Raw genomic sequence first — 14,071 nt, 5'->3', positions numbered from 1 at the left:
CCACGCGGACGTCCCCTGAGGAGTTGACACGCACGTGGAGCGCACTCTCGTTCTCATCAAGCCCGACGGCGTCCGCCGCAACATCGTCGGCGAGGTGATCTCCCGCATCGAGCGCAAGGGCCTGAAGCTCGTCGCGATGGAGCTGCGCACGCTGGACGCGGACACCGCCAAGACGCACTACGAGGAGCACGCCGAGCGTCCGTTCTTCGGCTCCCTGGTCGAGTTCATCACCGGTGGACCGCTGGTGGCCATGGTCGTCGAGGGCGAGCGCTCGGTGGAGGCCTTCCGTGCCCTGGCCGGCGCCACGGATCCGGTCACCGCCGCTCCCGGCACCATCCGCGGCGATTTCGCCCTGGAGGTCCAGCAGAACATCGTGCACGGTTCGGACTCCACCTACTCCGCCGAGCGCGAGATCAAGCTGTTCTTCCCCGACCTGGGCTGAGCGGTCCCGCGGCACCGCCCGGTTCGTGGACGACCACGGACCGGGCGTTCTCATGTGCGGGCCCGGAACGGGACCGCGCGAGGCCGGTGCGCGGTGCGGGGCACGGGCCGTCGGCGGTGCACCGGTGGCGGACACCGGGCGCGCACGACTAGGATCGTCACGCTGAGTGCTGATCTGATGCCCCAGTGCGACGATATGACCGATATGGCCGTCTCGCGCTGCGTCGTCCGAAATCGAGGCAACAATTCGGTGTGTTTGCGTAGCCGCCTAGGTGCTGACCGTTACGATACGGGGGACTGTTTACCTATCGTGCCGGATCGACTACGTATGGTCGCCCCGTGCAACCACGTCCGTCACGGCGCCTCTGAGGACGTTACATGCCGAACAACCTTGCATTTCTCGGCCGGGACATGGCCGTCGACCTTGGCACCGCCAACACGCTCGTGTACGTGCGCGGCCGCGGCATCGTTCTGAACGAGCCCTCGGTCGTCGCGCTCAACACGTCCACGGGCAAGATCGTCGCGGTCGGCACCGAGGCCAAACAGATGATCGGCCGCACCCCGCACAACATCACCGCCGTACGCCCGCTCAAGGACGGCGTGATCGCCGACTTCGAGATCACCGAGCGGATGCTGCGCTACTTCATCCAGAAGATCCACCGCAGGCGGCACTTCGCCAAACCGCGCGTGATCGTGGCCGTGCCCAGCGGGATCACCTCGGTGGAGCACCGCGCTGTGAAGGAGGCGGGCTACCAGGCGGGCGCGCGCCGGGTCTACATCATCGAGGAGCCCATGGCCGCCGCGATCGGCGCCGGGCTCCCGGTCCACGAGCCCACCGGCAACATGGTCGTCGACATCGGCGGCGGCACCACGGAGGTCGCCGTCATCTCCATGGGCGGCATCGTCACCTCGCAGTCCATCCGGGTCGGCGGCGACGAGCTCGACCAGGCCATCATGACCTTCGTCAAGAAGGAGTACTCGCTGATGGTGGGGGAGCGCACCGCCGAAGAGCTCAAGATGGCCATCGGGTCGGCCTATCCGACCGGTGCCGAGGAACTACACGCCGAGGTGCGCGGCCGGGACCTCATCAGCGGCCTGCCCAAGACCATCGTGATGTCGGAGAGCGACGTCCGCCAGGCCATCGAGGAACCGGTCACCGCCATCATCGACGCGGTCCGCACCAGCCTCGACAAGTGCCCGCCCGAACTGTCGGGCGACATCATGGACCGCGGCGTCGCCGTCACTGGAGGCGGCGCGCTGCTGCGCGGCCTCGACGATCGGCTCCTGCACGAGACCGGCATGCCCATCCACGTCGCGGACAACGCCCTGGACTCGGTCGCGATCGGCTCGGGCACCTGCGTGGAGAACTACGAGCGCCTGCACCAGGTGCTGGTCCCGGAACGGCGGCGCTGACATGTTCCGCGACTCAACGAGATCCCGGCTCGTGCTGCTCGTGCTGGTCGTGGTCTGCGTGGCCCTGCTCGTCCTGGACACCCGGCCCGGGCCGGATCCGCTCACCGGCGCCGGCCGCGCCGCGGGCGAACTCGTCTTCGCCCCCGCCGCGGCCGGGGCCGGCCGGGTGGGCGGCCCCGCGGCCTCGCTCTACGAAGGGCTGGCCCACGGGCCCGAGGCCGTCGAGCGCGTCGCCGAACTGGAGGCGGCCAACGCCGAACTGGAGTCCGAGCTCCAGGCCGCCCGCCTCGACGAGGCCCGCGCCGACCAGCTGGACGACCTGCTCCACCTGTCCGGGCTCGGCGGCTACGAGATCGTCCCGGCCCAGGCCGTCACCCGCACGACGTCCCGGGGGTACGCGCACGCGGTCACCCTCGACGTCGGCACCAGCTCCGGGGTGCGCACCGACATGACCGTCGTCAACGGCGACGGGCTCGTCGGACGGGTGGTGGAGGCCGGTCCGCGCACCAGCACCGTCCTGCTCGCCACGGACGCCACCTCGGCCGTGGGCGCCCGGCTGGCCGAGACCCGCAAGATCGGCGTGGTCAACGGCGGCTCCGTGCCCGGCGGCGCCGAGTCCGACCTCTCGCTGGAGCTCTTCGACATGGAGGCGCCCGTGGAGTCCGGGGACCGGGTGGTCACGCTCGGATCCCACGAGGGCGCGCCCTTCGTTCCGGGCGTGCCCGTCGGCACCGTCCAGGACGTCCAGGTCTCGCCCGGGGCGCTCAGCCGCATCGCGCGCATCACGCCCGCCGTGGACTTCGCGGCCCTGGACGTGGTGGGCGTGGTCGTCGCCGGACCGGCCGAGGACCCGCGCGACTCCGTCCTGCCACCCGAACCCGACTCCGAGGAGGACCGATGAGGGTCGCAGCCACCGTCGCACTCGTGGCGGTCGCGGTACTGCTGCAGGCCGTCGTGGTCCAGCGCCTGCCGCTGCCCTGGGGCCCCGGCCCCGACCTGGTCGTGGCGGCGGTGGCCGCGGTGGCCCTGACCGGCAGGCCCGCGGTCGCGGCCGGATACGGGTTCGCCGCCGGTCTGGCCATGGACCTGCTGCCGCCCGCCGAGCACGCCGTCGGACGCTATGCCCTGGTGCTGTGCCTGGCCGCCTACGCCGCGGCCCTGCTGCGCACCAACACCGGAGCCCAGGGCGCCGTCGGCCTGCGCACCGGGCTTCCGGCCGTGGTCGGCGCCACCGCGCTGACCGCGCTGGGCACCGGTCTGGGCTACGCGGCGGTCGGCTTCGTCATGGGCGACCCGCGCCTGACCCTGGCCTCCGTGGCCGTCAACGCCGGAGCGGGCGCACTGCTGACCGCGCTCGTGGCGCCCGTGGTGACACTGCCGTTGGTGCGCCTGCGCGACGCACTGGCCGACAGCGACTTCGCCACCGTCCAGGGCCCGACGTCCCCGGTGGGGTGGTGACCATGCGCCGTCCGCCCGTCGACCCGACGCTGCCCGGCCGCAGGCTCGGCCGCGTGGGGCTCATCCTCGTCCAGCTGATGGTCGTGCTGCTCTTCGCCGTCCTGGGCGTGCGCCTGTGGTACCTGCAGGTGCCGATGTCCGACCACTACCGCGACCTGGCGGTCTCCAACCACCACCAGCGCCTCGTGGTCCCCGCGACCCGCGGCCAGATCCTCGACGCGGCGGGGCGGCCCCTGGTGAGCAACCGGACCGAGCTGGTCGTCTCCGCCGACTACCACGAGCTCCAGGGCATGGACGACGGCGGCGAGGCGGTCCTCGGCCGTCTCGCCGAGGTCCTGGACGTCCCGTCGGAGGACCTGCGGCAGCGCATGCGCCTGTGCGGTCCCACGGTGGAGCGCCCGTGCTGGCCCGGCTCGCCCTACCAGCCCGTCACCCTCGCCGACGACGTCGAACCCTCCGTGGCGCTGCAGATCATGGAGAGCGCCGACGACTACCCGGGCATCACCGCCCAGGCCCACGCCATCCGCGAGTACCCGCAGGGCGACCACGCGGGCCAGCTCCTCGGCTACCTGCAGCCCGTCACACAGGAGGAGCTCGACGCCCGCGAAGAGCTGCGGACCCAGTTCACCGGTATCGACCAGGTGGGCCGGGACGGCCTGGAACGGGTCTACGACGCCGAGCTGCGCGGTACCGCGGGCCTGCGGACCCTGGGGGTCAACAACCACGGCGAGATCATGGACGTCATCTCCGACGAGCCGCCCGTGGCGGGGATGCACCTGATCACCCATCTGGACCTGGGGGTGCAGAAGATCGCGGAGAGGGCGCTGGCCGACGGCATCGCCGCCCGGCCGGGCGCCGACTCCGGGGCCGCCGTCGTGCTGGACGTGACCAACGGCGGTGTCGTGGCGATGGCGAGCCTGCCCACCTACGACCCGAGCGTGTGGCAGGGCGGCATCGACCAGGAGACCTTCGACGAGATGCTCAGCGAGGAGGCCGGCGAACCACTGGTCTCCCGCGCCTACCAGGGGCACTACCCGCCCGGTTCGACGTTCAAGGTGTCGTCGCTGTCGGCGGCGGCGGAGAACGGCTACTCGCTGCGCAGCACCTACGCGTGCCCCGGCTCGGTCAACCTCGCCGGGCAGAGCTACTCCAACTACGCCGGACAGGGCCACGGGTCGCTGTCGCTGCACCGGGCGATCGTCGTCTCCTGCAACACCATCTTCTACAACTTCGGCTACCAGATGTGGCGGAGCGACGGCGGACTCCACCCCGACGGCGAGCCCGAGGAGGCGATGGCGAAGATGGCGAAGGGTTTCGGCTTCGGCTCCCCGACGGGGATCGACCTGCCCTTCGAGAGCGGGGGCCGCATCCCCGACCGCGAGTGGAAGCGCACCTTCTGGGAGGAGACCCGGGAGGTCAACTGCCGACGCGCCGAGGAGGGTTACCCGAAGGTCGCCGAGACCAACCCCGGCCACGCCTCCTACCTCAAACGCCTGGCCCACGAGCACTGCGTCCAGGGCTTCGAGTGGCGAGCGGGGGAGGCGGTCAACTTCGCGATCGGCCAGGGCGACGTCCTCGTCAGCCCGCTGCAGTTGGCCAGGGCCTACGCGGCCATCGCCAACGGCGGCACGCTGTACGAGCCCCGCGTGGGCCGGGCCCTGGCCTCCGCCGACGGCAAGATCGTGCGGGAGATCGAGCCGACCGTGGCCGGTGAGCTCCCGGTGAGCGACGAGACCCTGCGGTACCTGCAGGGCGCGCTCACCGCCGTGCCCAAGGAGGGCACCGCCCGGGGCGCCTTCGGCGACTTCCCGCAGGACGAGGTGTCGGTGGCGGGCAAGACCGGTAGTGCCGACCAGCAGGCCAAGGAGACCTCGGCCTGGTTCGCCTCCTACGCGCCCGCCGACGACCCGCAGTTCGCGATCGCGGTGTTCGTGCACCAGGGCGGTACCGGAGGTGCGGCCGCGGCGCCCATCGCCCGCGAGATCTACGAGGGCATCTACGGCTTCTCCGGCAAGGACGGGTCGAAGCCGGCACTGCCCGGCGGGAAGCCCCGTGACGAGCTGCCTGTCGTGCGCTCGGACGGTTCCATCGACGTGCTGGAGCGGTAGGGCATGAGTACACACATGGGCGGTGCCCCGAGCAGGGGCGCCGGACTGCTCCGGAGCGCCTCCGAGGCCGCGGGGCTGGCCCGGCGGCTGGACTGGACGCTCATCCTCGCGGCTGCGGCGCTGTGCGCGGTCGGGTCGCTCCTGGTGTGGTCGGCCACGCTGCCCGGCGACGGGGGGAGTCCGTGGGACTCCACCGACCACCTCCGGCGCCACCTGGCGCACACGGCGGTGGCCTGGGCGGTGTGCCTGGTCGTGGCCTCGGTGGACTACAGGACCGTGCGCGCCTACGCGCCCCTGGTCTATCTGGCGACCGTCGTCGCCCTGCTGCTGGTGCTCACCCCGCTGGGCGCGGTGATCAACGGCTCGCGCGGGTGGATCGTCGTCGGCGGCTTCCAGTTCCAGCCGAGCGAACTGGCCAAGGTCGGCCTGCTCCTGATGCTGGCCTCGATCCTGGGGGAGCCGCGCGACGGCGAGACCAAGCCGATGACCAGGGACGTGCTGTTCTGCCTGGCCCTGCTGGCGGCGCCGCTGGTGCTGGTCATGCTCCAGCCCGACCTGGGGACGGGGCTGGTCCTGGGCGCGATCTTCCTGGGCATGCTGACCCTGTCGGGCGCTCCGGTGGTGTGGGTCGCGGGCATGCTCGCCAGCGGCGCGGCCGCCGCCTTCTGCGTGTGGTGGTTCGACATGCTGGAGCCCTACCAGCTGGACCGGATCACCACCCTCATCGACCCGTCCGCGGATCCGCAGGGAGCGGGGTACAACTCCGCCCAGGCGCTCATCGCCGTGGGGTCGGGCGGATTCGACGGCACCGGGCTCTTCCAGGGCGAGCAGACACACGGCCGGTTCGTGCCCGAGCAGCACACGGACTTCATCTTCACCGTGGCGGGGGAGGAGCTCGGGTTCGTGGGCGCCGGGGCGATCCTGGTGCTCTTCACCCTGGTCGTGTGGCGGATCCTGCGCATCGCCCAGGGCTGCGACCAGCCCTATCCGCGCCTGGTGTGCGTGGGCGTGGCCGCCTGGTTCGCCTTCCAGGCCTTCATCAACATCGGGATGGGGCTGGGCATCATGCCGGTGACCGGGCTGCCGCTGCCGTTCGTGTCCTACGGCGGTACGGCGATCGTGGCCAACCTGCTCGCCCTGGGCCTGGTGCTCGGCGTCAACTCCCGGGACCGCGGCTTCGAGTAGCGTCGGCGCGGCGGGGCGCCGCGCCCCGCCGCGCTCCCGGACCGAGCGCGGAGTCGAATAGCCTGGTGGCAGCCACGTCGCCGACGACCGAAGGTGCACACCATGCCCGTCGAAAGCCTCTTCCCGCGACTGGAGCCGCTGCTCTCGCAGGTGGGCAAGCCCATCCAGTATGTCGGGGGCGAACTGAACTCCGTCGTCAAGGACTGGGACACGGCACAGGTGCGCTGGGCACTCATGTACCCGGACGCCTACGAGGTCGGTGTGCCCAACCAGGGCGTCCAGATCCTGTACGAGGTCCTCAACGAGCGCGAGGGCGTGCTGGCCGAGCGCTGCTACGCGGTGTGGCCGGACATGGAGAAGCTCATGCGCGAGCACGGGGTGCCGCACTTCACCGTGGACGCGCACCGCCCGCTCGCCGCCTTCGACGTGCTCGGGCTGAGCTTCGCCAGCGAGATGGGCTACACGAACATGCTCACGGCGCTGGACCTGGCGGGCATCCCGCTGCGCTCGGCCGACCGCACGGACGAGCACCCGATCGTGCTGGCCGGCGGGCACTCGGCCTTCAACCCCGAGCCGATCGCCGACTTCCTGGACGCGGTCGTGCTGGGCGACGGCGAGGAGATCACCCTCGCGATCACCGAGATCATCCGCGAGTTCAAGGACGAGGGCGAGCCCGGCGGCCGCGACGGGCTGCTCCTGCGCCTGGCCGCGACCGGCGGGGTCTACGTGCCCCGCTTCTTCGACGTGGACTACCACGAGGACGGCCGGATCGCCGCCTACCGGCCCAACCGGCCCGGAGTGCCCCCGGTGGTGCAGAAGCACACCGTGATGGACCTCGACCAGTGGCCCTATCCCAAGAAGCCGATCGTGCCCACCGCCGAGTCGGTGCACGAGCGCTACAGCGTGGAGATCTTCCGCGGGTGCACCCGCGGCTGCCGGTTCTGCCAGGCGGGCATGATCACGCGGCCGGTGCGCGAGCGCAACCAGGAGACCGTCACCAGGATGGTCGAGGAGGGCGTCAAGGCCTCGGGGTTCCAGGAGGTGGGGCTGCTCTCGCTCTCCAGCGCCGACCACAGCGAGATCGGCGACATCGCCAAGGGCCTCGCCGACCGCTACGAGGGCACCAACACGGGCCTGTCGCTGCCCTCCACCCGTGTGGACGCCTTCAACATCGACCTGGCCAACGAGCTGACCCGCAACGGGCGCCGATCCGGGCTGACCTTCGCGCCCGAGGGCGGCAGCGAGCGGATGCGGCGCGTGATCAACAAGATGGTCACCGAGGAGGACCTCATCCGCACCGTCACCGCCGCCTACGCGGCCGGGTGGCGCCAGGTGAAGCTGTACTTCATGTGCGGGCTGCCCACCGAGGAGGACGAGGACGTCCTGGCCATCGCCGACCTGGCCACGGAGGTCATCCGGACCGGACGCGAGGTGACCGGGCGCAAGGACATCCGGTGCACCGTGTCCATCGGCGGGTTCGTGCCCAAGCCGCAGACACCGTTCCAGTGGGCGGGGCAGACCTCGCACGAGGACGTCGACGCCCGCCTGCGCAAGCTCCGCGACCGACTGCGGGGGGACCGCAAGTACGGCAAGTCCATCGGTCTGCGCTACCACGAGGGGCGGCCCTCGATCATCGAGGGCCTGCTGTCCCGCGGGGACCGCAGGGTCGGCCGGGTCGTGGAGGAGGCCTGGCGCGCCGGCGGCCGCTTCGACGGCTGGAGTGAGCACTTCTCCTACGACCGCTGGGCCGGGGCCGCCGAGGCCGCTCTGGGCGAGACGGCCGTGGACCTGGACTGGTACACCACACGCGACCGGGACGAGGACGAGGTCCTGCCCTGGGACCACCTCGACGCCGGGCTCGACCGCTCGTGGCTGTGGCAGGACTGGCAGGACTCGCTGCACGGCGAGGAGTCGCTGGAGGTCGACGACTGCCGGTGGAACCCCTGCTACGACTGCGGCGTGTGCCCGAGCATGGGCACCGAGATCCAGATCAACGCCCCGGCCGAGGGCCGACCGAGCCTGCCCCTGACCGTGCTGTGATCTCGAGGGGAGGGCGCGGCGCGCCCTCCCGCTCCCGGTCCGTCCGCAACCTGCGTGGCCGCGGCGGCGTCCGGGTGGACGGCACGGACCCGCTTCGAGGGCGGTGGCGATAGGATGCGCGGCCTCGGGTGCTCCGCGCCGGGTGTCTCGACCCGGTCCCGCTCGACCCTGTGTGGGGAGCCCGGGGAGGAAAGGTACGGCCCGGCGCCCCGCTCGCGCCGGGCCGTACGTGTAATAGGACTCGTGGGGTTCGCGGGGGGTTGCCATGAGTTCAGGATTTTCTTCGGATTTTTTTCCGGACCCCTCGTGTTCTGGTGGTCGAAGCCGGTGCGGGATCCGTTCGGACTCCTCAAGGACTTTTCGATCGCAGGTCAGTGGGGGAGATACCGGTCAACGTCGCTCTGCTGGCGCATCCGCACCGCAGTGCACCGTACGCTGATCACGACGAGGAACAGCCCCTTCAGGTCGCTCCGCGGCCGCTCACAGGGGGCATGAGGAAAGGAGCTGAGCTGCCCCCCGCATCCGAGGGCACCACCTCACCCTCCACCGCCCGACCCGGACAACGGCTCCGAGTCCGCTACGCCAAGCGCGGACGCATGAGATTCGCCAGCCACCGTGACATCGCCCGGGTGCTGGAACGCGCCCTGCGAAGGGCGGATGTGCCGATGGCGTTCTCCGCGGGCTTCTCACCGCATCCGAAGGTCTCCTACACCGGCGCGGCCCCCACGGGAGTCGCCAGCGAGGCGGAGTACCTGGAACTGACGCTGGCCGAGAGGCGCTCACCCGAGCGGGTCCGAACCGAGATCGACTCCGCCATGCCGGACGGTATCGACATCATCGAGGTCGTCGAGGCGCGCGGGCCGGGACTGGCCGACCGCCTCCAGGCCTCGCAGTGGCTGGTGGAGCTCCCCGGCGTCGGCCACGACGAAGCGGCCGAGGCGGTGGCGGCCTTCCTGGCCGCCGAGAGCGTCGAGGTGGAACGCCTGACGAAGAAGGGCCGTCGCCGGTTCGACGCGCGACAGGCCGTGGTCCGCGCCGACGTGGGTGGCGCGACCGACGGGCGCGCCCCAGGGGAACAACCCGCGACATATGCCATACTTCGATTGGTCGTCCGGCACACGACACCTGCCGTGCGGCCAGACGACGTGCTGACGGGTCTCCGCCACGTGGCTGACCTGGCGCCGCCGTCATCTCCGATGATGACCAGGCTGGCGCAGGGACCACTGGACGAGACGACAGGTGCGATCGCTGACCCGCTCACCGCGGACCGGCCCACGGCTCACATGATGAGCACAGGGTCCGCGGAGAACCACGCTGACGAGCGGAGCGAGAACGCACCACAGCCGTCATCGCCCATGACGGGACCGCACTGATGGGCGGCCCCAAGGCGGGGACCATGGGCGAAACCACAGAACTTCGGCCCGGAGGCGCACACGTGCCCCCGGCGCCGACACAGCGACGACAGTTCTCGTGAGCCGTGCCGCCGACCGAGAGGTCGCGCCGCGCCCGAGAACTCTGACGGGAGACCGCCCGGATGCTCGACCACGAGCCCAACGACGGTGCCGAAGGCACCACGGGTACAACTGAAACAACCGAAACCACGGCGGCGACGCCTCCCCGGGGGGAGGACGGAGTGCGCGTGACCACCGGCGCGCCCGCCAAGGGCGCTCGCCGCGCCGCGGGACCACCCCCCGAACCCGACGACACCCCATCCGCGACCGCCCCCGCCCAGCCCGTCACGACCCTCGCGGGCTCCGGTGAGGTGGGCACGGTCAAGACGTCCGTGAGCACGTCCGCCGCGCGTCGGCGGACCGTGCGCCCCGCGGGCCGACCCGACGAGGCGCCGGCCCCCGCGCCGGCGGCCGCCCGCCCGGTGGAGCCCGAGCCCCAGGAGGCCCCCGCGGCCGAGCGGGCCGAGGAGCGCCCCGCCCGGACCCGTGCCCGTTCCAGGACCCGCGCCAAGGCCGCGGAGGAGACCCGGACCGAGGCGCCGCGGACCGAAGCCCCTCGAACCGAGGCGTCCCGGACCGAGGCGCCGCGCGCCGCGCGCCGCAGCGCCGGGGAGCCCTCCGCCGAGCAGAGCGAGGACCGCGCGGACGAGACCGGTGGCGGTTCGCTCTTCCAGCCGCCCGGCATGCTCTTCCAGCCGCCCGTCGCCTCCCGGACCGCGCCCGCCGTAGAGCCGGTCCAGGACGAGGACGAGACTGACGAGGAGGCCGAGGCCGAGGAGACCGGTGCCGAGCAGGCGGGCACCGAGAACGCCGACTCCGCCGCCGAGGAGCGCTCCAGCCGTCGGCGCCGCCGTCGCGGCGGCCGTGGCCGCGGCCGCTCGCGCGGGGGCGACGAGGGCGAGGACGAGGCACCCGAGCCCGCGTCCTCCGGCGTCGAGCGCAAGCCCAAGGCCCAGGACAAGCAGCCCGCCGAACCCGCCGCCGAGACCGGGGGCGAGGAGGAGCGGTTCGTCGAGGGCGAGTCCGACTCCGAGCGGGGCAGCCGCCGTCGGCGCCGTCGGCGCCGCCGGGCGGGCACCGGTGGCGAGGGCACCCAGGACGACCCGCCGAACACCGTGGTCAAGGTGCGCGAGCCGCGCCAGGAGAAGCCGATCGAGGACGAGGTCCAGGCGGTCCGCGGCTCCACGCGCCTGGAGGCCAAGAAGCAGCGCCGCCGCGAGGGCCGCGAGCAGGGCCGCCGCCGCGCCCCCATCGTCACCGAGTCGGAGTTCCTGGCCCGCCGCGAGGCGGTCAAGCGCGACCTGGTCATCCGCCGCAACGGCGACCGCACCCAGATCGCGGTGCTGGAGGACGACGTCCTCGTCGAGCACTACGTCGACCGCGCCACCCACCGCTCCTACGTCGGCAACGTCTACCTGGGCCGGGTCCAGAACGTCCTGCCGTCGATGGAGGCGGCCTTCGTCGACATCGGCAAGGGCCGCAACGCGGTCCTGTACGCGGGCGAGGTCAACTGGGACTCCTTCGGCCTGGACGGCCAGCCCAAGCGCATCGAGTCCGTGCTCAAGTCCGGCCAGTCGGTCCTGGTGCAGGTCACCAAGGACCCGGTCGGCCACAAGGGCGCCCGTCTGACCAGCCAGGTCAGCCTGCCGGGCCGCTACCTCGTGTACGTGCCCGGCGGTTCCATGACCGGCATCAGCCGCAAGCTCCCCGACAAGGAGCGCGCGCGCCTGAAGCAGATCCTCAAGAAGGTGATGCCCTCCGGTGCCGGCGTGATCGTGCGCACGGCCGCCGAGGGAGCCAGCGAGGAGGAGCTGGAGCGCGACATCACGCGCCTGGCCAAGCAGTGGGACTCCATCAAGCGCAAGTCGAAGTCGGCGAGCGCGCCGTCGCTGCTCAACAGCGAGCCCGACCTGACGGTGCGGGTCGTGCGCGACGTCTTCAACGAGGACTTCTCCAGCCTGGTCGTGGCCGGTGAGGAGGCCTGGACCACCGTTCACGAGTACGTGGACTACGTGGCGCCCAACCTCGCCGAGCGCCTGTCCCACTGGGACGAGGACCGCGACGTCTTCGCCGCTTACCGGATCGACGAGCAGATCAACAAGGCCCTCGAGCGCAAGGTGTGGCTGCCCAGCGGCGGGTCGCTGATCATCGACCGCACCGAGGCGATGACGGTGGTCGACGTCAACACCGGCAAGTTCACCGGTCAGGGCGGCAACCTCGAGGAGACCGTCACCAAGAACAACCTCGAGGCGGCCGAGGAGATCGTGCGCCAGCTCCGGCTGCGCGACATCGGCGGCATCATCGTCATCGACTTCATCGACATGGTGCTGGAGTCCAACCGCGACCTCGTGCTGCGCCGCATGCTGGAGTGCCTCTCCCGCGACCGCACCAAGCACCAGGTGGCGGAGGTCACCTCGCTGGGCCTGGTGCAGATGACCCGCAAGCGGGTCGGCCAGGGTCTGCTGGAGGCCTTCTCCCACAACTGCGACCACTGCAACGGCCGCGGCCTCGTCCTCGATCTGGACGAGGGCAAGAACGGCAACGGCGGCGGCCGCAAGAAGAAGAAGGACAAGGGCGACAAGGGCAAGGCCGAGGTGGAGCAGCAGCCCGCCGAGAAGCCCGAGCAGTCCGAGCCCGTCACCGCCGAGCCCTCGGAGGCCGCCGACCGCCCCGAGAAGTCGGAGAAGTCCGGCCGGGCCGAGAAGGCGGGCAAGGGCTCGCGGCGCGCGGCCAAGGCGGAGGCCGCGGCCGAGAGCACGGAGGAGCCCGACACCCGGTCGGCGACCGCCGAGCCGGCCGCCGAGACCGAGCAGGCCGCGCCCGCCAAGAAGACGCGCAAGCGCGCCTCCCGGTCCCGCAAGAGCGCCGACACGGCGGCCGAGCGGCCCCAGGAGGCCGCGGAGCAGGTCGCGGAGGAGCCCGGCGCCGAGACGGTGGCGGCCGAGTCCGCGCCCGCCACGGAGGCCCCTGAGGCCCCCGCCGAGGCCGCGGAGCAGGCCCCGGCCAAGGACGAGGCCCCGGCCAAGGACGAGGCCCCGGCCAAGCGGACCCGCACCAGGCGTGCCAGCCGTCGGACGGCGACCACGACGGCCGAGGCCGGCGAGGGCGAGTCGGCCCAGGGCGGTGGAGCGGCAGCCGACACGGCCGCCGAGGCTCCCGCGGCCGAGGGCGGCGACGAGGAGGCCGCCGAGCGGCCCAAGCGCCGCCGTACCCGTCGGACCAAGGCCGCGTCGACCCCGCCCACCGCGGTCGACGCCTCCTAGGGCGGGTAGCCGCCGAACAGGCCCCAGCCCCCGGGGCTCCCGGGGGTGAACGGGCGGCAGTCCGGGTCCGGACCAGGTGCCTTCTGGTCCGGACCCGGACACACGTGCCGGTCCGTGGCCGGGCGATGGTAATCTGGTGGACGGTGCGTTGGCGTGCCATGATCGCGCGCCCCGAGACCGAAGTGCTCTCCACGCAGGGTTTGTTTCCCTCAGATCCCCGCGCCCCGCTACAGGCGATCAGTGGATCGTGGAATGAGGCTTCACTCCACCTCGGTGGTGATGATCCTCCCGGCCATGCCTGGTACGGGCACGGCCGGACCTCGGACCCCGCGTACGCGGACAACGGTCCGGTCCCGCATTTTTTCGTTGAGCGAGCAGGAAGAGAGTGACCCGGTGTACGCGATCGTGCGAGCGGGCGGCCGACAGGAGAAGGTGTCTGTCGATGACGTTCTGAACATCGACAAGGTCTCCCAGGAGACCGGTGCCACCATTACTTGGCAGCCCATCCTCGTCGTTGAGGACGGAAACGTCGTCAGCGACGCCGACAAGCTGAGTGGCTACACGGTCACCGCCGAGGTTCTCGGCGAGACCAAGGGCCCCAAGATCAACATCATGAAGTACAAGAACAAGACCGGTTACAAGAAGCGCCAGGGGCACCGCCAGAAGCACACCCAGGTGCGCGTCACCGGCATCGCGGCGAAGTAGGAGGCCT

Annotated in this window: 10 protein-coding genes; all 10 read left to right on the top strand. The window is 71.7% G+C overall.

Annotation, left to right across the window (positions count from 1 at the left end; all coding sequences use genetic code 11):
* Nucleotides 1-34 precede the first annotated feature (34 nt).
* The 10 genes from ndk (at nucleotide 35) to rplU (ending at nucleotide 14,064) form a co-directional block, all read left to right on the top strand.
* A complete protein-coding gene (ndk, locus tag M1P99_RS04200) occupies nucleotides 35-442 on the top strand; it encodes a nucleoside-diphosphate kinase (RefSeq protein ID WP_304451354.1) in 408 nt (135 codons plus the stop codon).
* Nucleotides 443-819: 377 nt separating this feature from the next.
* A complete protein-coding gene (locus M1P99_RS04195; protein WP_304451353.1) occupies nucleotides 820-1,854 on the top strand; it encodes a rod shape-determining protein in 1,035 nt (344 codons plus the stop codon).
* A gap of 1 nt (nucleotide 1,855) precedes the next feature.
* Nucleotides 1,856-2,755, top strand: a complete 900-nt coding sequence (mreC, locus tag M1P99_RS04190) for a rod shape-determining protein MreC (protein WP_304451352.1) — start codon at nucleotides 1,856-1,858, stop codon at nucleotides 2,753-2,755.
* A complete protein-coding gene (mreD, locus tag M1P99_RS04185; protein ID WP_304451351.1) occupies nucleotides 2,752-3,312 on the top strand; it encodes a rod shape-determining protein MreD in 561 nt (186 codons plus the stop codon). The genes mreC and mreD overlap by 4 nt, the downstream gene beginning before the upstream one ends.
* A gap of 2 nt (nucleotides 3,313-3,314) precedes the next feature.
* The gene (gene mrdA / locus M1P99_RS04180; protein WP_304451350.1) at nucleotides 3,315-5,420 is read left to right on the top strand and encodes a penicillin-binding protein 2; all 2,106 of its coding nucleotides are present in this window, start codon (nucleotides 3,315-3,317) and stop codon (nucleotides 5,418-5,420) included.
* 3 nt (nucleotides 5,421-5,423) lie between these two features.
* Entirely contained in the window at nucleotides 5,424-6,605 is a 1,182-nt protein-coding gene (gene rodA / locus M1P99_RS04175) for a rod shape-determining protein RodA (protein WP_304451349.1), read from the top strand.
* Between the two features lie 102 nt (nucleotides 6,606-6,707).
* Entirely contained in the window at nucleotides 6,708-8,645 is a 1,938-nt protein-coding gene (locus M1P99_RS04170) for a TIGR03960 family B12-binding radical SAM protein (protein ID WP_304451348.1), read from the top strand.
* A 491-nt stretch (nucleotides 8,646-9,136) separates the two neighbouring features.
* The gene (locus tag M1P99_RS04165) at nucleotides 9,137-10,018 is read left to right on the top strand and encodes a TIGR03936 family radical SAM-associated protein (RefSeq protein ID WP_304451347.1); all 882 of its coding nucleotides are present in this window, start codon (nucleotides 9,137-9,139) and stop codon (nucleotides 10,016-10,018) included.
* A 161-nt stretch (nucleotides 10,019-10,179) separates the two neighbouring features.
* Nucleotides 10,180-13,359 carry a ribonuclease E/G gene (locus M1P99_RS04160; protein WP_304451346.1) on the top strand — a complete coding sequence of 1,060 codons (3,180 nt, stop codon included), beginning with the start codon at nucleotides 10,180-10,182 and terminating at the stop codon, nucleotides 13,357-13,359.
* Between the two features lie 393 nt (nucleotides 13,360-13,752).
* Nucleotides 13,753-14,064, top strand: coding sequence for a 50S ribosomal protein L21 (gene rplU / locus M1P99_RS04155; RefSeq protein WP_304455572.1), 312 nt, complete (start codon nucleotides 13,753-13,755; stop codon nucleotides 14,062-14,064).
* Nucleotides 14,065-14,071: the final 7 nt, after the last annotated feature.

The sequence above is a fragment of the Nocardiopsis sp. YSL2 genome (assembly GCF_030555055.1).
In the GTDB taxonomy this organism is placed as follows: Bacteria; Actinomycetota; Actinomycetes; order Streptosporangiales; family Streptosporangiaceae; genus Nocardiopsis.
The sequence above is the reverse complement of the archived record's forward strand: the minus strand, read 5'-3'. Positions and strand labels throughout refer to the sequence as shown.

Bases quoted from the DNA above. Each gene is read 5' to 3' on its own strand.
- M1P99_RS04170 (WP_304451348.1), top strand. From the start codon at position 6,708: ATGCCCGTCGAAAGCCTCTTCCCGCGACTGGAGCCGCTGCTCTCGCAG.
- M1P99_RS04165 (WP_304451347.1), top strand. From the start codon at position 9,137: ATGAGGAAAGGAGCTGAGCTGCCCCCCGCATCCGAGGGCACCACCTCA.
- mrdA (WP_304451350.1), top strand. From the start codon at position 3,315: ATGCGCCGTCCGCCCGTCGACCCGACGCTGCCCGGCCGCAGGCTCGGC.
- M1P99_RS04195 (WP_304451353.1), top strand. From the start codon at position 820: ATGCCGAACAACCTTGCATTTCTCGGCCGGGACATGGCCGTCGACCTT.
- rodA (WP_304451349.1), top strand. From the start codon at position 5,424: ATGAGTACACACATGGGCGGTGCCCCGAGCAGGGGCGCCGGACTGCTC.
- mreD (WP_304451351.1), top strand. From the start codon at position 2,752: ATGAGGGTCGCAGCCACCGTCGCACTCGTGGCGGTCGCGGTACTGCTG.
- M1P99_RS04160 (WP_304451346.1), top strand. From the start codon at position 10,180: ATGCTCGACCACGAGCCCAACGACGGTGCCGAAGGCACCACGGGTACA.
- mreC (WP_304451352.1), top strand. From the start codon at position 1,856: ATGTTCCGCGACTCAACGAGATCCCGGCTCGTGCTGCTCGTGCTGGTC.